The organism is Actinopolymorpha sp. B17G11 (assembly GCF_040196095.1).
In the GTDB taxonomy this organism is placed as follows: domain Bacteria; phylum Actinomycetota; class Actinomycetes; order Propionibacteriales; family Actinopolymorphaceae; genus Thermasporomyces.
Window position 1 is genome coordinate 210218 of sequence record NZ_JBEFTW010000003.1, and the last position, 23152, is coordinate 233369.

The following is a 23152-nucleotide window of genomic DNA, read 5'->3' on the forward strand; positions in this document are numbered from 1 at the left end:
AGACGGCGCACCGGAATGTGAGGCGACACACCGGCCTCACATTCCTGAGGGCTGTGTTGTCGAACTGGTGAAACCAACACATCATCCAGCGAACAGGGAGCTCAGAGCATCATGACCACTTCAGTTCCGGAAACACCCTTCGCCGACGCGGCGCCCGGGCGTCGTCTGGAGCGGGCGGCCGCCGCGCTGACCGCGAGCGGTTTCACCGTCGAGATCCTCGATGACGCCGCCGCCGCGCGTAGCCGTGTCAAGGAGCTGGTCCCGGAGGGCGCAACCGTGTTCACCGGGGCCAGCGAGACCCTCCGCCTGTCCGGCATCGATGAGGACATCAACACCGGTGGGCGATACGAGGCCGTCAAGCCGCGCACCCTGGCCATGGACCGCACCACCCAGGCGGACGAGATCCGGCGGCTGCGCGCCAGCCCTGACGTCGTCGTAGGCAGCGTCCACGCGGTCACCGAGACCGGTTCCCTCGTGGTCGCCTCGGGCAGCGGAAGCCAGCTGCCCAGCTACTCCGGCGGCGCCGCCCGCGCGATCTGGATCGTCGGGGCGCAGAAGGTGGTGCCCGACCTGAGCGCCGCGCTGCGTCGCGTCGAAGACCACTGCCTGCCGCTGGAGAACGCCCGCGCCCAGGAGGCCTATGGGTGGCCCAGCGCCATCAACCGCCTTCTCATCCTCAACGCGGAATACCAGCCTGGACGCGGCACCGTCCTGCTGCTCCGCGAAACCATCGGCTTCTGAACCACCCGTCCGGGCAGCGGGCCCAGATCCTCCAGCCGGGTGACAAGCCGATCAGACGTTGCGTCGGGCGTCCGAGTGCTGGTCAGGGGGATGTCCTCGGCGGCCGCGACGGCACGCTGGGTGGCGGACTTGGCGCTGGCGCCGGACTGGGCGTCTGCGAGGGTCGTGTGGACGGCGCCGATGGAGCCGGTCGCATCATCGAACAAGGCACGCACACCGACCTCATCGCCGCAGGCGGCCAGTACGCAGAGCTCGACCAACTACAAGCGCGCGGATACCACTCACTCATCGAACCCCGCGCTTGAAGATGCACACCGCCCACGTCGTGGACGGCCAAACGAAACGGGGCTGAGCCGCCTACGCTCAGCACTTCCCTTTGATTCCCGTGAGCGATCGCCTAGCCGGGACGGTTTTTGAGGAGTGGGCGGGCGACGTTCCACAGGTCGCGGACGCCGCGGTACCACCCCAGGACGTACGCACCACGGAGTTCAGGGTCGTCGTCGAGCGGCGCGTTCCACACCGTGTCATCGCGTTCGGTGAACGTGTCGGGAAGCTGGTCCTGCCAGCCCTCCATCTCGCCTGAGTCGGCCGTCAGCGGGTCGAGGTGGTCGACCCCGGACCAGGTCTGCTTGAACTCGTTGAGTTCGCCAAGCGTCGCGACGTCGATGGCCCAGGCCTCTCCGGCCTTGACCCCTCGCTGGTACCACTTCTCCCGCTCGCCCCGCAGCCGCTCGATCAGCCGCGCGACCTTCGTATCGACGTTGTCCGCCACGAGGGTGGGTCCTTCCACCATGTCCAGCTCCTTCTCCAGGGCAGCCGCGCACACCTTCGAGGCGTTCACACGATCCCTTAGCCGGTCAAGACGCTCGTACAACGCTTCGGGGATGCTGATGTTGAGTCGGGCCATGGACCTCTCTCGTTCCTCGCGAGTGGCCGGAAGCCTAGCGGGAGATGCGCATCATGCGCAAGAAGCGCATCACGCGCATCGTCTTCGGGTGCCGGTTCGAGCGACTCGACTATCGGGGTCGGATGACGGACGCCGTGCTGCGCGCACCCACTCCGCGGATCGACGCCGCAATGGTCGCCACCGGAGCAACCGCTCTCGAGGTGGCCGAACAGTGCATGTTGCCGGCCCCGCGACTGATAGAAGCCGACCTCCAGGGCGTCCTGGCTGGAGTTCCGGTGACGCTGGAGACCGTTGTCCCGGGCACCGCCGCCTGGCCGCCACCCTCGTCGGCCGAACGGCTGCGTACCGCCGGCGCGGCCCTGGCACGCGTGCATGCTGTGGCGATGGCTCCGCGTGAACCTGCCGTTCCGGCCACGACCGATCGCCGTGGACGACTTCGCCGACGACCGCCGTGCGGACCGGATGCCGACGACACCACTGCTGCGGAAAGCCGATGAGCTGATCACGGCGCATGGCCTGCCGCCCGGCGAGCCTGTCTATGTCCACGGCGACGTCTGGCCCGGCAACCTCATCTGGACCGGCGACGACATTGCGGCGCTCACTGACTGGAAGACCGCCGGCGCCGGCGCACCAGGGGTCGACCTGTGCGAGCTCCGCAAGCAAGTCGCGATCACGTTTGACCCAGAAGCACCCGCCCACGTGCTCGACGGCTGGGAGCGTGCAGCCGGCACGAGAGCGCGTGACGTCGCCTACTGGGACGCCGTTGCCGCACTCAACACCCCCACCGAGCTGTACGACGCGACAGCAACCGCGCGTCGTGACGCGTTCCTGCGATCGGCCCTGTCCAACCTCGGTCTCTGAGCCGTAGACATCGATCGGCGTCCGCCGATGGGAGGGACCCGGCCAATCCTCTCCCGGAGACCTCCCACAGAGGTAAGCGTCAAGACGATCAGGCGAGTAGCCGGCGCCTACCTCGACCGACATCCGTTGGTCCGGCGTACGGACTGCGTGGGCGGTCGCAAGCGTTGACCGTGACAGGCCGGCAACTGTGGCCGTATAGTCGTTCTTGCGCTGGAGGGCGCTGCCGGGTCCGCGGGCAGGACTGAGTCCACCTCCGGCTTTCGACTGATTCTTGTTGGCCTCTTCCTCGGCCTGAGCGCGGACCGCAGGCATTCGGAGGGAGACGGCATGTCTTCTCGTACGCTTCCCGTGCGTCCTGATCTCGACCAGCTTCGTCGGCAGGCGAAGGATCTTCACCGAGCCGCGGCGGCCGGTGAACCCGACGCGCGGGCGCGGATCAGCGTTGTTTCACCCGAGATCTCACTCCACACGGCACAACTCGCGTTGGCCCGGGAGTACGGATTCGCCAGCTGGCCACGACTTCACAGCGAGGTCAAACGGCTCCGACTCATCGCGGACGGGGACGTCGACGGGTTCGCCTCCTTGGTGGCCGCAGATCCGGCTCTCGCGACGGACGGCATCCGCTTCCCCGACAGCGACACGACTCTCCCGGCTTTGCAGTACATCGGTATCGGGCTACTCCACGGCTGGTGGAACCACCATCGGCCAGGCGACCTGACCCGGGTCCTGCTCGCCCAGGGTGTCTCCACGAACGGAGACGGAGAATCACCTCTGATCACCGCAGCGAGCCATGGCGAACCCGAGATGGTACGTGTCCTCATCGACGCCGGCGCGGATCTGGAGGCGACAGGACCAGCCGCGCCCGGCAGTGGCACCGCACTCGCGCATGCCGTGCACTACGGCATTGTTCCCGCCGTCGACATACTCGTCGGCGCCGGTGCGGTCGTTCACGATCTGGTCGAGGCGGCAGGTGCCGGCGACATCGACCACTACGGTCTGGCTGACGTCACGCACGAGATCCTGGTCGGTGCTTTGCGCGCCGCAGCCGTGTGCGAGCGGTTGACGGTTATCGACCAGATCCTCGATACCGGTCTGGATGTCAACTCTGAGTTCCGGACGCTCACTGAGCCTGGCGGCGGCACCGCCCTGCATTGCGCGGCGTGGGAAGGCAAGGACGCCAGCGTGGCACACCTACTTACGCGCGGTGCCGACCCCAACCGCAGGGTCGAAGGCGTCGACCCCATCAGGAACGCCACACCGCTGGCCTGGTGCAGACACCGCTCCGGCGTCGGTCACGGCGGCAACCACACCCAGGTCGAGGCAATCCTCGAGCCAATCACGAACTCGGCTTCGTGATGCGAAGTTGCTCAGGGCATGGTCACGCAGGCTGCGAGCTGCAAGGTGAGGCTGGAGCGGTAGGTCATTGCACGGTCAAGCACGTACTCGAGGACTGGCCGGACACGCGCTTCCCGAGGATCGGCATGGTCAAGGCGGCCGCTCGGCGTGCGGCGGTGACGAGGGTCTCGGCGTCGCACCCGCCACCGTGCGTGGTGCGGCGCGCAAATCCCGTGGACTGCCCGGGCCGCGGCCCCGCATTATCGGCGGCATGTCCTCTCACCAGATCCGCTTCGCGGAGTTGTCCCGTAAGGCCATGTCGGCGTTGCTCGCTGACGACCTCGCCACGGCCCGGGCGGAATCCGGCGTCGAACTCGGCCGGTTGTTCGTCGACGATCGCGCGAAGTGGCTCTGGAACTACCGGCTCAAGCAACTCGAGACCGAGCCGGAAGCCGCCGCGTGGATCGCCCGAGTGGTGGTCGCCGGGCCTGACGGCGTGGTGATCGGGTACGCGGGGTATCACGGACCGCCGGACGACCGGGGCATGGTAGAAGTCGGGTACACGGTCGACCCGGGACACCGGCGGCAAGGCTATGCGACAGCGATCCTTGCCGCGCTGCTCGAACGAGCCGCCGCCGAACCGGCGGTACAGGTCGTACGGGCGTCGATCAGCCCGGACAACGAGGCATCGCTGGCGACGATCGCCAAGTTCGGCTTCACCAAGATCGGCGACCAGTGGGACGAAGAAGACGGCCTGGAACTCGTCTTCGAACGCCCCGCTTCACCCTCGCCAACAGCCAGTCCGTGAGGACCTGACACAGGCCCTGCCCCGAAGCCGAAGTCGCACACGCTGTGGTCGGCGTCGGATGACCCCGCCGGCAACCGTCCGTACTTCTCCTCCCAGCGCGGAAGCACCGGCTCCAGTAGCGGCGGCACCACCTACGAGGTACCCGGCCCGCTCCGCACTTCTCCCTGACCCCGCCGGTCAGCTCGGGTACGGCTGGTAGGAAAGCCTGTCCATGACGGGTGCCAGCCGTTGCTGGAGTGCCGCCGCGTCCAGCGGGGTTACGTAGTCGCGCCACTCCTTCGTCTTCGTGGTGATCTCGCCGAACAGGTGCGGTGCGGCGCGGCGCCTGGCGAGGTCGGGATTGGGCTCGCGGACGATCTCGAGATCGAACGGCTCTCCGATGAAGTCGCAGATGCCTCGCATGGTCTCGTCCGGTTCTGCGGTGAACTGCTCATAGCGAACCATCAGAAACGAGGCCGGCACCTCAGCCGCGGCAGCCAGTGCCAGCGTAGTGTTCCTCGCCCACCGCTGCGCGAACGCCGTCGGCTTCAGCGCCGCCCAGCGCGCCGCCACGGGATCGACCCGTGCACGGCGTACGTACGAGGTGTAGACATCGACCGGGTGCCGGTGGATGTAGATCAGCCGGGCCTTCGGGTAGCACCGAAGCAACCTGTGGACGTAGTTGACGTGGCTGGGTGTCTTCTCGAGCACGCGCTTCACGCCACGAGCAGAGCGCACATGGTGGAAGTACGAACGTACGACGAGCGGATGTCCGCTGGCCGTCCAGATGCGACTCCGGTGGCGGGCTGGTACGCGGCGGAGCGCGGCCTCACCGGCTGCCAGCAGCGGTCGCAGCGGAGCGATCGAGGTGAGAAACGCCTGGTACCGGTCGTCGTCGTGGGCCATGTGGCCATACATCGTTCCGGGTTCGCGCGGCCCGAACGACGCCGCATTCTCGACGTGCACCATGATCTTGCTCTCCCACAGGTTCTCCGACCGCGGGCGAAAGGCCGGATGCTTCTGCATGCTGCGGTAGAGGATCGTCGTGCCGCTGCGTGCCTCGCCGACGATGAAGACCGGAGCGGTTACTCGTTCGGTCCGGGAGATCTCCAGCAGATTCACGGGCGAACGTTACTGGCAAAAGGTGAACCGAAGGTGAAGAGGGTGGCGAAGTCCGCCGGCCGCGACGGCGCCCTGCTCGAAGGGAGCGCCGTCGCGGCCGGCCTCACCACTCTCCGTTCGTTCCAGGGAACTTCCACGACGGCGTGCGTGAACACCCCACCAAGATCCCCTGATGATGTGGCTCAGAGTGAGCCGTTGAGGAACGGGCCGGTGATGGCGAAGGTGATTCCCGGGCTCTGCGCGTTGGCGAAGAGCCAGTTGCCGTTCTTGGGCTCGAACGTCGACCCGCACCACTCCGAGCCGGAGTAGTTGCCCGGCGCGACCTTCTTGCCGGGAACGCCCCCGGCCGGGATGACGACCTGGTTCAGCGCGAACGGGAAGATCTCCCCGTCGGTGGTGAGCCCGTGGAGGTACTCGCCCTCGCTTCCGTCCTCGCACAGCACGATGCCGCCGCGCGGGCTGACGCAGATGTTGTCCGGGTTGTTGAGCACCGCCCGGTCCGGTGACGCGAACAGCACCCGCATGCTCTCGCTGGCCGGGTCGTACTCGAAGACCTGGCCCTGTCCCGAGGGGCCACCGCTCGTCGAGACGATGTAGACCCGATCGTTGCCCCACCACGCACCCTCGAGGCGCCGGAACACCGCCGCGCCCTTGGCTTGACCCTGCAGCGCCGGACGAATTTCGCCCGGTGCGTAGTCGGGGTTGTCGATCGTCACCCACGAGGTGCTGTACTCCGTGCCGGTGTCGTCAGCGTAGGTCGTGTAGGACGAGCCGTCAGCGGTCTCCACCACGAGCATCTGCAGCTCACCGCCCGCAACCAGCTCACCCCTCTTCACCGGCAGGTACCGATACAGCCCGGAGGGCGTCGCGTCCTCGGTGAGGTACACGATCCCGGTGCCCGGGTCGAGTGCGACGGCCTCGTGACTGTAGCGACCCATCCCCGTGAGTGGACGTGGGTCACCCTTCCCGCCGTACGGCACCTCGAACACGTAGCCGTGCCGGGTTCCGTTCGGCGCGATCTCGGTCGTCTCCTCACAGGTGAGCCAGGTTCCCCACGGCGTCGGACCGCCCGCGCAGTTGCGGATCGTGCCGGACAGGCTGGCGTACGACTCGAGGAACTTCCCCTTGTCAGGATCGAACACCAGGTTTGTCGTGCCCCCGCCCGCCGTCGGGTTGTACGCCCGGTCGACGAACGCACCGTCGTACGCGCCCCGCTCGTGGTTCCGGACGATCGCGACCTTGCCGTCGGGACGGCGGAACGCCGCCATGCCGTCGTGCGCGCTCGGCGTCGGCATGTCGTCGGACATCGGGTCGCCGGTCCAGCCGTAACTGATGTACTCGAACCCCTTGGGCAGCCGGAGCAGCTCGAGGCCTGTCGTGTCGTCCTTGACCGGATAGAGCGGGCCGTAGTCAGGGCTCGACGCTCGCTTGCTCATCGGCGCCGCACCCGCGGTCCGCGCCCCCAGCGCCTCCAATGGCCCGAGTGCGAACAGCGACGCGGCGGTCGCGACTCCGCCCCGCAGGAACTGCCGCCGGCCGGAGCCGGCGCCTGAGCCCAGCGGTCCGGGGTTGGTGCTGCCTGAACTGGTGTCTGTCACGTGATACTCCCAGCGCAAAACGAAACGGTCACGTGACGTTAGCCCGGCACACGACGGCTGCGCCCCAACAGCAACCGAAGACTTCCCGAACAGTCTGAGACCACCGGCTCCGGTAGGTGTCGGGGGTTCAGCTGAGGTACCGCCGGCAGACCGACTTGTACTCGTAGTCGCGGCCACAGCTGTTGTAGACGTACGTCCTGCCATCGGAACATATGACGCTGTCGATGTCGCCACCGGTCTGGCCCCTTCGCCAGACCCACGCATTGATCACGCGGGAGTCGGACAGGTTCCAACATCGATAGTCGCGACGGAAGTCCTCATACTCACAGTCGGTGCGGCGCTCACCGTCCGTCCGGTGGCGGTTGTACGCCCGCTGGCAGAATCTCGAGCTGACGCGCGCGGAGGCGGGGTTGCACCAGCGCCAGTTGGTTCTCCTTGTGGACGTGCTGTAGTCCGCACAGTGAGTCCAGATCTGCCAGGGATGACTCCCGTAAAGCCATGCCTCGGCCCTGTTGCGACCAGGGAGCAGGTCAAGGGCGCCGATTCCGAGAACCATCCCTGTGGTGAGTACGCCTCTCAGCACGCTTCGACGGGTGAGGACACGATCCATGATGAGTTTCCTGACCGCGCTCGGTGTCGCGTTGGCAGGCGGCGTACTCGCACTGGGAATGGGCTCAACGCTCATGGTTGCCTCTCCTCGTGTCTGGTGCCTCATTAGTCTGTCCAGCTGAGCTCGTTGACGTTGAAGAGGAATTCCAGCCCGTCTTTCCAGTCGACGTTGAGCTCCGCCTCGCCGCTGAGCGTCGTCACCGTGCTCGGCGTTGCGTGGAGCAGCACGATCTTTGAAGGCTCCTGCGGGGTCGAGGCCACGTCCTCCATCCAGACCTCGCCAGTCGGAACCGGCGCGCCCGACCAGTCCGGAACGAGCTGATGGGCCGTTTCGGGCTTGCGGATATCGAGGAATCCCACGCCCGGGATCTTCTTGCTGACGTCGAGAACCTCCACGCGGTCGACGGCGGGGGCGGTCGGCCTGACGCAGAGGCCTTCCGGACTGTCCTCGAAGTACAGGCGGGCGAAGTACCGCAGGGCGTCCGAGCCTGACATCCTGGGATCGGGCAACCAGGTCGCCACCTCGTGCCACGGCCCTCGCCACACCGCCAGACCCTGCTCGGCGGTCTCGCAGTGGCCGATCAGGAGGTGTCCGCCCTGTGCCTCGACAACGTTCGCCCAGCGACCGCCGATGACGCGTTCCAGCACCATGTCATAGTTCCCGACGACGGTGATGTGAAGGTCCCGCAGCTGCAACCCGTCCGGCGTACCTGCGTACGGACGCTTCGTGGTGACCTGTACCGAGGCGGACCAAGGCTCTTCGAGGTCGTAGCCTGCCGCGTCGACGGTCAACCATCCACCGTCCGGTGCCCGGAAGCGGGCCCGCGTCGCCGAACTGATCGGTCCCGGATGGTCTCTCACCGATCTCTCCTCCTGGTACGCATGCGTGGGTGAGCGGGGCTGTCTCTCAGGCCGCACCGGCTACTGCCGTGTAGAGGAGCGAGCCATAGGCGAGAGCAGTCGCGAGCGTCATCAGGGCTCGAATCGAGGTGTCGTATCTCGCGAGCGATTGGTCCCACCGGCCGTCGTCGCCGTAGGCGTGACGGGACAGCACCATGAGTGCGCGACCAGCCCCGAAACCAACACCGGCGAGCAGCGCCGCCGGCCATCCCGCCACCAACAGCACGCCCGCGGCCAACACGTGGGGCAGCCCGCTGGTCATGTACGTACGAACACCAGATCCCATCTCGAAGCCAAAGTGCAGGGCGCCGTAGCGGGCGCCGTCGGCTGAAATCGACTCGGGCACCTGGCGCGCATTCTGAGGAAGACGGAGCCGGAATATCCCGAACTCCTGGAGAGCGATCACCACGAACACGGTGAGGACGACACCTACGGCCAGCCGGACGGGAAGCAAGGGACGCAGCAATGACGTACCGAGCGCGACGGCCACCAGGCTGGATGTGAACCCACCAACCAGTAGGCCGGCAGAAAACCACCATCGAGAACCCCCTCGCCAGACCGACGAGATCAGCATTGCTGAGTTGTAGCTTCAAACCGATCCCGAGATCGAGTATCCGGCGGCCAGCGCCACCACCACCCACGACAGGGCACCCGGTGGATCCGCTACTGCCTGCCAGGTCGCCACACCGATCGCACCGAGGGCGATGCCGAGTCCCGGTGCGAGCGGATGAGCAAACGAACGTAGCAGCCCGGACCGTCCGCTGCGCTGTCTCGCCGTCGCCATGGCCCTCAGCTACCCGACGAGTCGGACAGTGTGGGTTCGGACGGGCCAGGCTCGAGTGGGGTGACCTTCGCCATCCTGCTGGCAATCTGAGAGACCACGGCGCGCACCGCCTCTTCGGATCCGGTGGGTTCGGCAACGACGACCCTTCCTTGTCGATCAATTGCGACGATCGCCGGCCGCCAACCAGGGTCAAGTCGGCTGTAACCGCCGGCATCGGCGACGTACTCGACCCGCTCATCTCGCTCGTAGGACTCACTTCTCGATCGTCCGAGAACGACAAATGTCAGGGTGGGTGATCCAGTTGCCGCGAGCTGGGCGAAGACCGGGGCGACCTCGGCGCAGATCGGGCAGTGTTCGTCGACAAGGAGTACGACCGAATACGCCGTCCCACCACGCGGCCGTACGGATGCAGGGACTTCCCGTAGCACCGGAGCCGTACCCGGGCCCTGCGCGACCGGCCGGGCGAGACCGGACTGGATATCACGGAGCTGGCGCAACAGCCCTGCCATCGCAAATGCGAGAACGATGAGCGCGAGCCACGCCAAGACGACCGCACCGACGAGAGCCTCCATCAGATCCTCCGAGACGACATGCCGGGCAAGACGCGCGCCGCGACGGCGACAACCAGAGCCGCGCCCATGAGGGGCACCGAAGTCAGCGTTACCAAAGGTTCAGTCGCCAAAACGGCAGTAGCAGCGGCGGCGACCGCGAACACCCCAGCGCGAACGAGGATCTGCGCGCGCACCGGTCCGTCGCCAAAGCAGCCGCACGGCACTGGACCCCGCCCGAACCGTAAGAAGGTCAGGTAGCCAAGGAACAACCCATAGACGCCTGCTTCGGCGAAAAAAACCGTCTGCCGCACGAACGGGAGGGTCAGAACTGTCACGCAGGCACCTGAACCCACACCGAACTCCACACCAACCAGCCCGACGGCGAGGGTGCGGTGCAGACGGTAGGGCACCACCCGCTGCGCGATCAGGACCGCACGCAGCCTGGTGAAGTGCAGCATGTGTTCGACAGCTGCTGTCAACAACAGCAGCGCCCCACCGACTGCGACCGTCGCCGACACCATGGCCGGGATGGTCGGGAGGCTAGGTGACCACATGCGCCCCTCCCCACCGCTTCTCTGCCTGACCTGACTCCCACTGAGCACGACGCGCCCGACAAGGAAATTCCCACGGCAGCGGCATGCCTTGAGGGACCTCGCGAGATTGGCGACATTCAGGTGATCGCCGAATGTGGAGAGTACGCTCGCGTGCCCGCAGACACGGGGCGTCTACTGTGTAGCCAGTTCGGAGACAAATGCCCTTGCGGGACCTACGGCTGAGCGCAGAAGGTACTCAGCAGCCCAAGCGGGCGTCACCGCGTCGTCAGTGCGGGGAGTCGCGCTTACTGGGGACTGCACCTGGAGATGGGACTAGATGCGTGGCGTGCGCGGCCGCTGGTGGTCAGACAGAAGACAATTGCCACCTTGGTCATCCTCATTCTTTTGTCAACGCCATGACGCCGGCGAAGGGGGTCATAGCACCGTGAGCGTCTTCGGTCACACGGTTCTCGTGCGGACTACTCACGGCTCGGATCACCGCAGGAATTCCAGCCCTGGAATCCGTCGATGTTCGTTGGATACCCGATCTGCATCCTGAAAAGCCCAACCGTCATGCAGTTCAACGGCCAAACGTCTAGGGATATCTATGAATCTTTCGGACATCGTCGTCTGCTCATTCCATACCGCGGACGAATATTACCGAGGGTGTGCTACTTCGCTCCGGAGGCACCTCGAGCGTATCGGCGTCGCCTACAGACTCGAGGAGATCGAGAAGGCGGCCGACGAGGACTGGGCCGACATCTGCCGCAAGAAGATCGGGTTCCTCGCCAGGGTTTGCGACGAACACCCGGACAAGAAGGTCTTCTGGATCGACGTCGACTGCGCCCTGTTGGAGTTGCCTACATATGTCGCCGGGTTCACCGCCGACATCATCGGGTTCCAACGCGGGTTCGGCTCCCCCATGCGCATCGGGTACGCCAATCGCACCAGGTTCTGGGAGCCCTGCTTCTTCGGGATCAACACCACGCCGAGTGCGCGGAAGTTCATCCATGACGCCGACCTGCTGGAGCAGAGTGCCGAGATCAAGGCCACGGATGACTACTTCTTCGAAGAGTCCTGGCGCTCCAACGCTCCGCGCCTGTCGTTCCAAGTCATCCCGTCGGCTGCCGTGATCTCCCATGCACAGGTAACCCCCGGCGGCGTGTCCACGTTCTTCTCGTTCGGCGCCAGCGGCAACGTCTCGAACTTCAAGCACAGGGTGAAGCAGCACGGTCGTCTGGGCGGCTCCGACTCGGTGCGGGCGCTGCGAGGACTGCGGCATCAGGCACTTCGTGGAGCCAAGCTGATGGAACGGAAACTTCCGGACCGGGCCGCCCGGTGGCTGCGCAAGGTCGCCGACACCTGCGGTATCACAAATGTCTTGACCGGTGGTGGCCTGGTTGGCGACCGGTTGGCCCTGAACGGTGCCGGATCCCCGCACCGCAGTCGAATTGTCAGCGAAATGATCATGGCTGGTCAACGAGGTGAGGTATCCAGGGTCGACGAGGCGTTCAGCCGGTTGGCCTCGAGCCGAATACCCTCCGATTCGGAGATCGCCGCGAAACGGGCAGCCGACGCGTTTTCGGTGTACGCGAGCAAGAACCCAGACGCGGACCCGATCAGACTGGCCTGGTGGCCGCACCCGTTCCCCGGGAACTTCGGCGACTGGCTGAGCCCGCTGATCCTCGACGGCAAAACAGACCGGTCAATTCTCTATCAGAGCCCAACCGCACCCATGCATGAGCCGCACATCTTCTCGACCGGCTCCATCGGACGGTTCATCAAACCCAGCTCGATCGTCGTCGGCACGGGCATCAGCAGCGCCGACATCCAGATCGACCGAAGGGCGCGCTACATCTCCGTTCGTGGTCCCCTCACAGCCGAACTCGTCCAGCAGTGCGGCGGGCCGAGCATCGAGAGCTTCGGCGACCCCGGGGCACTCATCGCACGCGCCATTCCGGTGGAACGCGGCTTGACGAACGGCAGGATCGCCCTGGTGCGGCACCACAAGCACGCCAACCTTCCTACCGCCCTCCCAGAGACCATGGACGAACTCACCGTCCTCCGGTCACACCCCAACGAGATCCGCTCGTTCGTGGCCGAGCTGAATGGGTACGACGCCGTTGTCACCAGCGCGATGCACGTGATGATCATCTGCCACAGCTACGGCATCCCATGCTGTTTGGTCACCTTCGAAGGTTTCGAGTCGGCCGTCCACGGCAGCGGAATCAAGTACAGGGACTACTCTCTCGGCGTCGGGCTGGGAGCGGTGTACGCACCCATCCCGATCTCCACGGATCTGCGTCGCGTCGACTTCGACTCCATGATCTCGAAAGAGAAGATCACGGAGAGTAAGTTGGATGAAATCGAGCAGGCCATCGCCTCCGGGATTGCCACGTACCTCTCGATGAGCGCCTAGGTTCGGCATGCTCGCGCACCTGCTCACCGCGTTCAGCAGGCTGTTCACGACCCGCAAGAGTCGGACGGTGGTCGGCCTTCTCATCGTGGTCACCGCGACGCTTCCGGTCGCGGAGATGCTGGTGCTCGAGATGTTCTCATCACTCATCATCGATGGTCCGGAGGCCTTCACCCAGGACACCGACGGTGCGATTCTGCAGATCGGGATCTTCCTCCTTGCCTTCGGTCTCACCCGAGGTGTCCATCACCTGGTCCGGCTGGTACGCGTACGTGTCTTCCGGGACGGCTTCGAGATCGCGGGACGAACGCGAAGCCCCAGCCAGGAGAGCTGGGAATGGGCACTGGCGTTCGAGTTGTCCGGCGTCCTCGTCAGCCTCGTCCAGGCGGTGATGTTCAGCACGCTGTTCCTCTTCATCGACTGGCCCACGGGAGTGGTCAACATCCTGGTGGTCGCCGTTGTGCTGGCCCTGGTCTCCGCGATCTACCGTCGGCAGTTCGCCCTGCAGAAGGACTACATCACGATGGGCAACCGCCCGGGAACGGTCGCGATTCCCCAGCGAGTGGGTGGGCGAGTGCGACATGCGGAGTTCGGCGCGATGCTGGCCAGCGTCGGCATGGTCCTCGTGCTGGTGTACATGCTGCTCCGCACTCTGCTCGGCGATATCACCAGCGCGAACGCCATCGTGCTGTTCCTTGGCTTACGTCTACTCTCCGGGCAACTCGGGACGCTCTCGGCCAGCATCATGCGGTTTGCTCGTGCATCGGCTCGACGAGGGGACAACTGATCACCATGCCAAATGCGACTGTCCTGACGATCGCGTACTCGACCATGGCGGCGAGGGCACACAACATCTCGTTGGCGGGCATTGCTCCGGACAACGAGGTGCTGGTGTGCGTTCAAGGGGGACCGCTGCCGTGCGACGGCGAGTTGGCACGAGCGCGCGTCATTCCTGTTCCCGGTACTGGGGTCGCGAAGAGCCGAAACGCGTCAATCGAGTGTGCGCGCGGGCGCTACCTGCTGTTCGGCGATGACGATGTGACGGTGAATCTCGCAGGCGTTGGTGAGGGGATCCGCCACCTGCAACGAACCGGCCATGCGCTGGCCCTCGGGCAAGGGACGGATCCGTCCGGATCGATGCGGAAGAGGTATCCACGGCACGTGACGCCCCTGACTCCGTTCAACTCCGCCAAAGCGGCGACGTACGAAATGCTGATCGATCTGTCGCAGGTCCGGGCCAAGGGCGTACGTTTCGACGTGCGCTTCGGCGCGGGTACCGACCTCCATCTCGGCGACGAGTACATCTTCATCATGGACCTGTTGCGGGCTGGACTTTCCGGTGATGCCGTGCCCGTGATCTTCGGGACACACCCGCGGGTGAGCTCGGGCACCCAGTGGGGCAGCCCTGAGGACAGCCACGCCCGAGCGGTGGCTCTCAACCGGGTGTTCGGAAGATGGGCTCCCTTTGCGCGTATGGCGTTCGGTCTGAAGAACGCCACGAAGTTCGGCAGCTGGCGCGCGCTCGAGACTTTCCTCACCAACAGTGAACTACCCCCCGCCGACGCCCATACCAGGTGGGCCACCATGTCACCGGGCTCCACGTCGGAGCGTTAGAAAGTGGTTCGCGAGACCGTGTGCCGGCCGAAGGGGTCGTCGTCGTAGCTCGATCCTCGCCTGCCACGCGGACCTTCGCGCGAAAGGCGATGGACATGGGTTTTCGGAATGCCCTAGTGTGCAGGTGGCAGCCGCACGCCGGAAGTACCTCAGGGGATGACACCGCCGCGGCGAGGTATCGGTGGATCAGCTCTGCGCTCTGCGCATGGACGCTGCCCGGTCCGAACCATCCCCTGTCCTCGAGAGCGGTGCTCACACGTGACGTCCGTTCAAGCTTGCTTCGATCAGCCTCCTGTCATCGCGGCGGCTGAGCTCACCAAGACCTACAAGTTCCATCAGCAGGGCGCCGGACTGGCGGGTGCGGCGAAGAGTCTGGTCCGCCGCACCTACGAGACGCGCCTCGCCGTCGACAAGATCACCTTCACCATCAACCGCGGCGAGGTTGTCGGGCTGCTGGGCCCGAACGGCGCCGGCAAGACCACCACGCTGAAGATGCTCTCCGGCCTCCTCTACACGACGTCCGGCGACCTGGAGGTGCTCGGCTACACGCCGTCGGACCGCAAGCACGACTACCTGCGCCGGATCGCACTTGTGATGGGCCAGAAGACCATGCTCTGGTGGGACGTCCCCGCCATGGAGAGCCTCCTTCTGCACAAGGACATGTACGGCCTGTCCACGGCCGAGTTCGACCGCAACGTGACCGAGCTCGCCGAGCTGCTCGAGGTCCAGGACCTGCTGAACGTCCAAGTCCGCAAGACCTCCCTCGGCGAACGGATGAAGCTCGAGCTGATGGCGGCACTCGTGCACGGGCCGGAGATCCTGTTCCTCGACGAGCCGACGATCGGTCTCGACGTCGTGGCGAAGGCCCGCGTACGCACGTTCCTCACCGAGGTCAACAAGCTGCGCGGCACGACGATCCTCGTGACCAGCCACGACATGGACGACATCGAGGCGCTCTGTTCGCGAGTGATGATCATCGACCACGGGCGGCTTCAGTACGACGGTGGCCTCGACGAACTCGTCCGAGCCGCGCGGCCGCGCAAGCTGGTCCAGGCGACGTACGCGCACGCCGTCGACGGCAGCCGACTGGCCGACCTCGCCGGCGTCACCGCGGTCGACAGCACTGACCAGGTGGTCAAGCTGGAGGTAGAACGCGAGCGTGCCGGCGAGGTCCTGGAGCAGCTGACCCGGATCGGTCCACTGGTCGACCTCGATGTCACGGACACCGACATCGAGGAGATCATGCGCGACCTGTTCCTCCGCCGCAGCACGTTGGGGGATCCCTCATGACCACGCTGCTGCGCAATCTCCGCGTCCTGCGAAGGATGACCGCCGCCAACATCGTGCAAGCCTCTGTGTACCGCGGCGCGTGGCTCATCTTCATGGCCGCCAACATCAGCGTGCCGATCATCTCGTTGCTCATCTGGCGAACAGCAATCGCGAACGGCGCGCAACTCCCGGTTGACGAGCGGTACGTCACGACCTACTTCGTGCTGCTGAGCTTCGTCACGATGGCGACCTCCTCGTGGCTGACCGGGTTCCTGGCACGCGACATCCGGCTCGGCAGACTCTCTACCTGGATGGTTCGGCCGGCCTCGTTGTTCCTCGGCTTCGTCGCCAACAACGTTTCCGAGAAGATCATGAAGCTCTTCGCCCTCGCGCCGATGGTCGGGGTGCTGTGGTGGGTCTTCCGGGATTCGATGAACATCCCTGCCGGTCCTGGTCGGTGGGCGCTGTTCGCGGTCAGTCTCGTGCTCGGCGCCGTCCTGGTGTTCACGATCGACATCATGATCGGCTCTCTCGCGTTCTGGATGGATGACGTGCTGGCGATCGCGCAGGCGCGGATGCTCATCGCCAACGTGCTGTCCGGCTCGATCGTGCCGCTCGCCCTGATGCCCGACTGGTCGCGCGGATTCATCGACAACCAGCCGTTCCGCTACACGGTGTCGTTCCCGGTCGAGATCGTGGCTGGCAATCTCTCTGGTGCCGATCTCCTTGCGGGCCTGGGCATTCAGCTCGCCTACGTGCTCGCGTTCGGAGTGGTCGCTCGCGCCGTCTGGTCGAACGGCATCCGTGCGTACTCGGCGGTCGGCGCATGAGCAGCGACCGAACGTATGCCGACGAGCGGCGACCGCTCGACCGGAACTGGCTGCACCGGCAATGGCGCCACCTGCGGATCTGGCGGGGATTCTTCGCGCGGGCCGTCGTCCGCGAAACCCACTACCGGGCGCACTTCGTGACCACATTGGCCGTCGGGATCGTACAGCTCGGGCTCGGGATCGTTCCGATCCTCCTGTTGTACGGGTACACCGACGACGTGCGCGGCTGGTCACAAGCCGAGGTGATCACGCTCGTCGGCATGTTCCAGATCGTCACCAGCCTGATAGCGACGTTCGTCGCGCCCAACCTCAACCGGATGACGACCTATATCACCGACGGCGAGCTCGACGGCGTGCTCCTCCGCCCGGTGTCGAGCCAGTTCTACCTGACGGTGCGGTGGATCAACGTCGCCGAACTCGGCAACGTCGGTGGCGGCGGCCTGGTGCTCGTGCTCGGCCTCGTCCTCTCGGGAGCGACTCCGAACGCCCTCGAGATCCTCCAGGCGATTGTGCTCGCTACCTGCGGCCTGGTGCTGCTCGCCTGCGTGTGGAGCGCGTTGTCGTTCCTCGCCTTCTGGCTGCAGTCGGTGAACGCCATCGCGTTCATCTATCTCAACCTGGTCGATTCGGGTCGGTATCCGCTGGTGTTCTTCCCGATCGGGGTGCGCGCGTTCCTTACCTTCGCGTTCCCCGTCGCGTTCGCGTCGACGTTCCCGGCGCAGGCCCTCCAAGGCGACCTCGGGTGGCTGCCGGTCGCGGGAGGTCTCGGCCTCACCGTGATCGCGGTGGCACTCGTCCGCGCGCAGTGGCGGTACGGGCTCCGGTCCTACTCCAGTGCCAGCAGCTAGTCAGGACTTTGTCAGGGCGGATGGGCCCCGGCCTGTCTAGCCGGCGTCCACCTCGGCGAGCCGGCCGGCGAGGAACGCGCGTTCGGCGTCGTTGTCGGCCAAGGTGATCGCGCGTTCGTACGCCGCCGCGGCGTCGGCGTTCCGACCCAGGCGACGCAGCAGGTCGGCCTTGACGGCCGGCAGGTAGTGGTAGGCCGCGAGTCGCGGCTCGTGCTGCAGAGCCTCGATCTCGGCCAGCGCCGCCTCCGGGCCCCTCACCATCGCGACCGCCACGGCCCGGTTGAGCGCGACCACCGGCGACGGCCAGATGTGCGACAACTCGTCGTAGAGCACCAGGATCTGGGCCCAGTCCGTGTCGCTGTAGGTCGGGGCGGTCGCGTGCAGCGCCGCGATCGCGGCCTGCAGGGCGAACCGGCCGGGACTGCCACCGCGAAGCGCGCCGTGAACCAGGTCGTGCGCCTCGGCGATCGCGTCGGCGTCCCAGGCCGACCGGTCCTGTTCCTCCAGCAGGAGCAGGCGCCCGTCGGGGGTGGTGCGGGTGGCGCGGCGGGCGTGGTTGGCCAACAGCAGCGCGAGGAGTCCCTGGACCTCGCGCTCGGCCGGCATCAGGTCGCGCAGCAGGCGGGCCAGGTCGAGCGCGCGGTCGGCGAGGTCGTTCCTGGTCAGCGCGGGCCCCGTCGGCGCGGTGTGCCCGGTGGTGAAGAGCAGGTGGATCGTCGTGAGGGCTGCGTCCAACCGTTCCGGCAGCGCGTCGGGAGCGGGTATCCGGAACGGGATCCCCGCCGAGGTGATCTTCTTCTTCGCCCGGGTGATTCTGGCCGCCATGGTGGCCTCGGAGACCAGGAACGCCGCCGCGATGTCAGGGGTCGTCACGCCGCACACCAGCCGCAGCGTGAGTGCCACCTGCGCCTCGGTGGCAAGAGCCGGGTGGCAGCACAGGAACACCAGCCGTAGGCGGTCGTCGGGCAGCGCCCGGTCGGCCGCGGGGTCGGCCGGAGGGTCGGCGTCGGTCGGCGTCGGCTCCACCAGCAGGTGCAGCTTCGATCGCAGCGTGCTCGCGCGGCGGAGGATGTCGAGCGCGTTGTGCCTTGCCGCCGTGGTCAACCAGGCGCCCGGCCTCGCGGGTACGCCGTCACGCGCCCACGCGTCGAGCGCGGCGGCGTACGCGTCCTGGACGCAGTCCTGCGCCAGGTCCAGGTCGCGGGCGACGCGGACCGTCGCGGCGAGCACGGTGGCCCACTCGCGACGGTGCGCGTCGGCGACCGCCTGACGGACCGCCTGCTGGTTTGCTGTCACACCGCGAGCACCTGTCACACCGCGAGCACCTGTCACTCCCCGAGCAGCGGCCGCACCTCGACGGCGCCCGCCATGATCGGGAGCAGCTTCCCGATGGCGATCGCCTGCTCGAGGTCGGCTGCCTCCACGACGAACCACCCGGCGAGCACCTCCTTGCTCTCCAGGAACGGACCGTCGGTGACGAGGCCGTCTTTGTGGATCGTCCGGGTGGTGGTGCTGGGCTGCAGCGCCGGTTCGTAGACGATGCGCGCGCCCATCGCGGCGATCTTCTCCCCGGCGGCCATGTTGGCTTCCATCACCTCGGGCGGGATGTCGGCGACGCCTCCGGGAGTTTCCTGCTCGTAGATCAGAATCGCGTACTGCGGCATGGCTTCGTCCCGTTCTGTCCAATCGCCTCGGATGCTCACCAGTTACCGGTCTCCGGGCCTATCGCACCGTACTCGACCGTGCCCTCGCGTACGTACGTGCTGACGATGACACCGGTGCTCAATGTTGCGTTCTCGACCAGCTTGAGGCCGGCCGGGACGGTCCCCTCCGAGAAGAGCCGCTTGCCGGAGCCGAGGAGGACCGGGAGGACCAGCAGGTGGAACTCGTCGACGAGGTCGTGCCGGAGCAGGGTCTGGATCAGCCCGCCGCTGCCGTGGACCTGGATCTCGCCGCCCTCGCCTTGCTTGAGCTTGCCGACCGCCTCCGGGACATCCCCGGTGAGCAGGGTCGAGTTCTGCCACGACACGGTGTCGAGAGTCCGTGACGCGACGTACTTCGGCAGGCTGTTCATCCTCGCGCCGATCGGGTCGTCCGTCCCGGCCAGGGGCCAGGTGGCGGCGAAGATGTCGTAGGTCCTGCGCCCGAGCAGGAGCGCGCCGGCCCTGCCGGTCACCGAGGGCACCTGCTCGAGGAACCGCTGGTCGATGTGGGGGACCGCCCAGCCGCCGTGCTCGAACCCGCCGTCGCGGTCCTCGTCGCCGCCGCCAGGCGCCTGCACGACACCGTCCAGGGACATGAACGTGGTCACCATCAGTTTCCGCATGTCACTTCCTTCGCTCGTACGTTCGACGCCGGTGGTGACGCCCTCACCAAGGACGGCGAACGGGGCCGGCCGAAATCGACAGCGCGTCCGGGAAGAATCCGTGGGGCATCTGCCCTGCGCCCCTCCCTTTACTCGCGCCGAACTCCCCCACGGCCGATCCCACCGCGCGGCCACCCGCCCTCAGGGGCTCCGCATCTCTCAAGGGCTCCGCATCTCTCAAGGGCTCCGCATCTCTCAAGGGCTCCGCATCTCTCAAGAGCTCCGCATCTCTCAAGGGCTCCGCATCTCTGGCGACATCCCGATGGCATGGAAGTGACAGCCCTTGCTGGTTCGCTGCCTCTGCCTGGCGCGGGCCACGGGTCCGGCGACCAGCGTCGCGTTCACCATGCCCGGTGAGAGGGCGAAGACAGCAAAGCCAAGGGAGACCACACATGAGTAAACGGATCCGGCTGCTCGGCGGCGCACTCGCGCTCCTCGCGGTAGGACTGATCACTCCCAGCATCGCCAATGCTGCGGAGGAGCCTCGGTCCGGCTCGGAGGCGGCTGGCGTGACCGCGAGCGCCGCAACGCGGAGCAAGCTCCACGAGCTCGTGACCCCCGGCCGCAAGGGATTCTTCTACTCGGCGAACCCCACCGAGGTTCGCCGGGCGGTTTCGAACGGATTCCGCAAGACAGACCGCAACCTCGGCTACGTCCGGGTGAAGTCCGCTGCCGGCGTGCTGAAGCTCTACCGGCTGCGCTACAAGGCGAAGAGCTCCTACATCATCACGGCCTCGCCGACCGAGCGCCACCGGTTGGCCAGCTCGGGCAAGTTCGTCTACGAGGGCGTGGTCGGCCACGTGTCGAAGACTGCCGGATCGTCGAGGTTCCAGATCTTCCGGGTTTCCCGCAACGGCTCGTGGCGCGTCACGAACAGGACGCTGGCGCGGCAACTCAGGCAGCAAGGCTGGCACGTCGACGGCAGCCTCGGGTTCATCTCCAAGACCAGGTAGGCACCGCGGTCGTGGGGTGTCGGCCGCATGAAGGCATGCGACACCCCACACCTTCCTACCGGCTGCTGACGTTCGCGATGGCGTGGACAGGTTCGCATGGACCGGTCGGGCGCCCTCCCGAACGAACAGCGTCGCCGTGGCCGACGTGGTCGACAAAATCCGCTAGAGTTCCGGTCTGAGGATTCGGGAAATCGTTTTCTACCGCGAGGAAGTGAGCGACCACATGTCCCACCCGATGCCATCGTCTGACCGTCCACTCTCGAGCATTTCGCGTCGACTCCTACTCGGGGGCACCGCCGGTGCGATCGGCACCGGCATCGCCGGGGGTGCCTGGTCCCCGGCCGCGGCCGACCCACTGGAGTATCCGCCGGTCTATGCGGACGGGATCAAGATCACCAAGGTCAAGAACCTCACCGGCCCCGACATCACCGGGAAGTTCGGACTGGACTGGGTCGACCTCGGCTGCGTGACCCGCTGCCCCGACGGCCGGTCGCTGTACGTCTTCGGCGACAGCTTCAGCGGCGAGAACTGGGGAGACAACTGGCGCTCCCCGACCGCCCTGTGGTCAAAGACCCGCGTCCTCGAGCGAGGGGTGACCTTCTCCGGCGCGGTCGGTGGAGTCCCCGCCGCGCAACTCATCCCGTATGAGCACGGCGATGAGATCTCCACGATCATCCCCTCGGACGTGATCACGATCGGCGACACGATCTACCTCCACGCCGTGGTCAACCAGGGCTTCGGCAACGTGATCTGGAGCGGCATCTGGACCTCGACCGACAACGGGGCGACCTGGCAGGACTCGGGCGCCCGGTTCCCCGGCGATGCGTACAACAAGATGTGGAACCTGTGCACCTGGGAACTCGGCGACGACGGCTGGGTGTACGTCTACACCGCCGAGTTCCTGCGCGAGAGCCCGATGATCCTGCATCGCGTACGTCCTCAGGACCTCACCAACCCCGACGCGTGGGAGCCCTGGGGCCGCGACGGCGACACCTGGCGATGGGGCGCCGGGCCGGACACGGTTATCGACGACATCATCGGCGAAATGTCGCTGCGCAAGCTCGGCAAGCGGTGGGTGTTCACCTGGTTCGACGGCCCTCACTACCGGATCAGCGCCATGGTGCTCGACCACCCCACCCAGGACCTGCGGCAGACCGAGCGGGTCACCCTCCTCCACGGGTCGGGTTGGGGCAACCAGGACACCAATCACGTCGCGCAGCTGTACGGCAGCTACGTCATACCCGGGTCGACACTCGACGACCTGCACCTCACGGTCAGCCAGTGGAACACCAGCGACAACAGCATCTACCACGTGATGCAGTACCGCTTCCAGGGTCTCGATCGCCGGTTGTAGCAGCCGGCGTGGAGTCGTCGTCCCGGTGAGGAGCTACGTCCGCCATTCCGGCGCGAGCGGGGCGACCGTGGCGTCGGCTCGATCCGCGCGCCGGAGAGCTTCGGCGACGAACCCGTTGGCCTTCAGTTCCTCGACCAGGTCCCGGAGGAACCGGACGGTCTCGGGCCGACGCGTCGTGGTCGTACCCACCGCCTGCTGGATCTGCATGAACGGATCCTCGATGAGGCGGACGTCGTCGTGGCTCGCCACGAACTCGGCCACCGGCTGCCGGATACCGGCCGCCACCTCCAGGCCCTGGGCGCGGAACTCGTCGACTCCCTCCAGTCCGCGCACAACGCTCGCGTGCTGAAGGGTCCGGGAGAGGAACAGGTCGTACGCAGACCCACGCTTCACGCCGATCCGCACGCCCGGACGGTCGACGTCAGCGACCGCGGTGATGTCCGAGTCCAGGCGGACGGCGAACACGCCGTCGATCACGACGTACGGCGCGGTGAAGGCAACTTCGGCTTCGCGTGCGGGCTCGACGGCCAGGAAGCAGAGGTCGGCATGCCCTGCCGCCATCGCGCCGTAGGACTTCCGCGCCGCGTCGAAGCAGATGAGCTCCACCTGGCGGGCGAGGCGCGCACCGACCTCGCGCGCGATGTCGACCGTCACACCGGTCGGCGCCGCGGGCGTGCCCTGGGCCAGCACCGGGTTACCCAGGTTGATCGCGGCGCGCAGGGGGCCCGTCGGGGCCAGGTCCTTGGCGATGGCCGCAGTCACGATCGTCATGGAA

The 23152-nt window shown here is 66.5% G+C and carries 26 protein-coding genes; 13 read left to right on the top strand and 13 right to left on the bottom strand.

Annotated elements, in window-relative coordinates:
• Positions 1-111: 111 nt before the first annotated feature.
• Complete coding sequence (locus tag ABN028_RS05120; protein WP_349695797.1) at positions 112-741, top strand: LUD domain-containing protein; 630 nt, start codon at positions 112-114, stop codon at positions 739-741.
• 397 nt (positions 742-1138) lie between these two features.
• On the opposite strand, the gene ABN028_RS05125 is transcribed toward ABN028_RS05120, so the two are convergent.
• Positions 1139-1648, bottom strand: coding sequence for a hypothetical protein (locus tag ABN028_RS05125; protein ID WP_349695798.1), 510 nt, complete (start codon positions 1646-1648; stop codon positions 1139-1141).
• 53 nt (positions 1649-1701) lie between these two features.
• Between ABN028_RS05125 and ABN028_RS05130 the strand changes: the two genes are divergently transcribed.
• The 4 genes from ABN028_RS05130 to ABN028_RS05145 all read left to right on the top strand — a co-directional run bounded on the left by ABN028_RS05130 (position 1702) and on the right by ABN028_RS05145 (position 4652).
• The gene (locus ABN028_RS05130; protein WP_349695799.1) at positions 1702-2145 is read left to right on the top strand and encodes a phosphotransferase; all 444 of its coding nucleotides are present in this window, start codon (positions 1702-1704) and stop codon (positions 2143-2145) included.
• Positions 2111-2509, top strand: a complete 399-nt coding sequence (locus ABN028_RS05135; protein ID WP_349695800.1) for a phosphotransferase — start codon at positions 2111-2113, stop codon at positions 2507-2509. The genes ABN028_RS05130 and ABN028_RS05135 overlap by 35 nt, the downstream gene beginning before the upstream one ends.
• Positions 2510-2836: 327 nt before the next feature.
• Positions 2837-3865 (top strand): ankyrin repeat domain-containing protein, encoded by a 1029-nt coding sequence (locus ABN028_RS05140; protein ID WP_349695801.1) that lies wholly within the window; start codon positions 2837-2839, stop codon positions 3863-3865.
• Between the two features lie 250 nt (positions 3866-4115).
• Positions 4116-4652 carry a GNAT family N-acetyltransferase gene (locus ABN028_RS05145; protein WP_349695802.1) on the top strand — a complete coding sequence of 179 codons (537 nt, stop codon included), beginning with the start codon at positions 4116-4118 and terminating at the stop codon, positions 4650-4652.
• Positions 4653-4829: 177 nt separating this feature from the next.
• On the opposite strand, the gene ABN028_RS05150 is transcribed toward ABN028_RS05145, so the two are convergent.
• The 8 genes from ABN028_RS05150 to ABN028_RS05185 form a co-directional block, all read right to left on the bottom strand.
• Entirely contained in the window at positions 4830-5753 is a 924-nt protein-coding gene (locus ABN028_RS05150) for a sulfotransferase family protein (protein WP_349327503.1), read from the bottom strand.
• Between the two features lie 182 nt (positions 5754-5935).
• Complete coding sequence (locus ABN028_RS05155) at positions 5936-7351, bottom strand: PhoX family protein (protein ID WP_349695803.1); 1416 nt, start codon at positions 7349-7351, stop codon at positions 5936-5938.
• Between the two features lie 127 nt (positions 7352-7478).
• Positions 7479-8036, bottom strand: a complete 558-nt coding sequence (locus ABN028_RS05160) for a hypothetical protein (RefSeq protein ID WP_349695804.1) — start codon at positions 8034-8036, stop codon at positions 7479-7481.
• 29 nt (positions 8037-8065) lie between these two features.
• Entirely contained in the window at positions 8066-8821 is a 756-nt protein-coding gene (locus tag ABN028_RS05165; protein ID WP_349695805.1) for a hypothetical protein, read from the bottom strand.
• 46 nt (positions 8822-8867) lie between these two features.
• Positions 8868-9350, bottom strand: coding sequence for a hypothetical protein (locus ABN028_RS05170; protein ID WP_349327497.1), 483 nt, complete (start codon positions 9348-9350; stop codon positions 8868-8870).
• Positions 9351-9449: 99 nt separating this feature from the next.
• Positions 9450-9644 carry a hypothetical protein gene (locus ABN028_RS05175; RefSeq protein WP_349695806.1) on the bottom strand — a complete coding sequence of 65 codons (195 nt, stop codon included), beginning with the start codon at positions 9642-9644 and terminating at the stop codon, positions 9450-9452.
• Positions 9645-9649: 5 nt separating this feature from the next.
• Positions 9650-10216, bottom strand: coding sequence for a hypothetical protein (locus ABN028_RS05180; RefSeq protein ID WP_349327494.1), 567 nt, complete (start codon positions 10214-10216; stop codon positions 9650-9652).
• Positions 10216-10716, bottom strand: coding sequence for a MauE/DoxX family redox-associated membrane protein (locus ABN028_RS05185; RefSeq protein ID WP_349327493.1), 501 nt, complete (start codon positions 10714-10716; stop codon positions 10216-10218). Before ABN028_RS05185 ends, ABN028_RS05180 begins: the two co-directional genes overlap by 1 nt.
• Positions 10717-11335: 619 nt before the next feature.
• Here ABN028_RS05185 and ABN028_RS05190 point away from each other — a divergent pair.
• From ABN028_RS05190 to ABN028_RS05215, 6 genes are all read left to right on the top strand, one after another.
• Positions 11336-13147: a polysaccharide pyruvyl transferase family protein gene (locus tag ABN028_RS05190; protein ID WP_349695807.1), complete on the top strand. Its 1812-nt coding sequence runs from the start codon at positions 11336-11338 to the stop codon at positions 13145-13147.
• 7 nt (positions 13148-13154) lie between these two features.
• Positions 13155-13931: a hypothetical protein gene (locus tag ABN028_RS05195; protein WP_349695808.1), complete on the top strand. Its 777-nt coding sequence runs from the start codon at positions 13155-13157 to the stop codon at positions 13929-13931.
• A 5-nt stretch (positions 13932-13936) separates the two neighbouring features.
• Positions 13937-14758: a glycosyltransferase gene (locus ABN028_RS05200; protein WP_349327490.1), complete on the top strand. Its 822-nt coding sequence runs from the start codon at positions 13937-13939 to the stop codon at positions 14756-14758.
• A gap of 258 nt (positions 14759-15016) precedes the next feature.
• Positions 15017-16048, top strand: a complete 1032-nt coding sequence (locus tag ABN028_RS05205; RefSeq protein WP_349695809.1) for an ABC transporter ATP-binding protein — start codon at positions 15017-15019, stop codon at positions 16046-16048.
• Positions 16045-16857 carry an ABC transporter permease gene (locus ABN028_RS05210; protein WP_349327487.1) on the top strand — a complete coding sequence of 271 codons (813 nt, stop codon included), beginning with the start codon at positions 16045-16047 and terminating at the stop codon, positions 16855-16857. The genes ABN028_RS05205 and ABN028_RS05210 overlap by 4 nt, the downstream gene beginning before the upstream one ends.
• Entirely contained in the window at positions 16854-17705 is an 852-nt protein-coding gene (locus tag ABN028_RS05215) for an ABC transporter permease (protein ID WP_349327485.1), read from the top strand. The genes ABN028_RS05210 and ABN028_RS05215 overlap by 4 nt, the downstream gene beginning before the upstream one ends.
• Positions 17706-17741: 36 nt before the next feature.
• Here the strand turns inward: ABN028_RS05215 and ABN028_RS05220 are convergent, their stop codons facing one another.
• From ABN028_RS05220 to ABN028_RS05230, 3 genes are read right to left on the bottom strand one after another with little or no spacing between them, the layout of a single operon-like run.
• Positions 17742-19001: an RNA polymerase sigma factor gene (locus ABN028_RS05220; RefSeq protein ID WP_349695810.1), complete on the bottom strand. Its 1260-nt coding sequence runs from the start codon at positions 18999-19001 to the stop codon at positions 17742-17744.
• Positions 19002-19033: 32 nt separating this feature from the next.
• On the bottom strand, positions 19034-19369 hold the full coding sequence (locus tag ABN028_RS05225) for a YciI family protein (protein WP_349327483.1): 336 nt from the start codon (positions 19367-19369) through the stop codon (positions 19034-19036).
• A gap of 35 nt (positions 19370-19404) precedes the next feature.
• A complete protein-coding gene (locus tag ABN028_RS05230) occupies positions 19405-20031 on the bottom strand; it encodes a dihydrofolate reductase family protein (protein ID WP_349695811.1) in 627 nt (208 codons plus the stop codon).
• Positions 20032-20462: 431 nt separating this feature from the next.
• On the opposite strand from ABN028_RS05230, the gene ABN028_RS05235 reads away from it, so the two are divergent.
• On the top strand, positions 20463-21023 hold the full coding sequence (locus ABN028_RS05235; RefSeq protein WP_349327481.1) for a hypothetical protein: 561 nt from the start codon (positions 20463-20465) through the stop codon (positions 21021-21023).
• A gap of 211 nt (positions 21024-21234) precedes the next feature.
• Positions 21235-22377, top strand: coding sequence for a glycoside hydrolase family 183 protein (locus tag ABN028_RS05240; RefSeq protein WP_349327480.1), 1143 nt, complete (start codon positions 21235-21237; stop codon positions 22375-22377).
• 33 nt (positions 22378-22410) lie between these two features.
• Here the strand turns inward: ABN028_RS05240 and ABN028_RS05245 are convergent, their stop codons facing one another.
• Entirely contained in the window at positions 22411-23148 is a 738-nt protein-coding gene (locus ABN028_RS05245; RefSeq protein WP_349695812.1) for a transporter substrate-binding domain-containing protein, read from the bottom strand.
• Positions 23149-23152 lie beyond the last annotated feature (4 nt).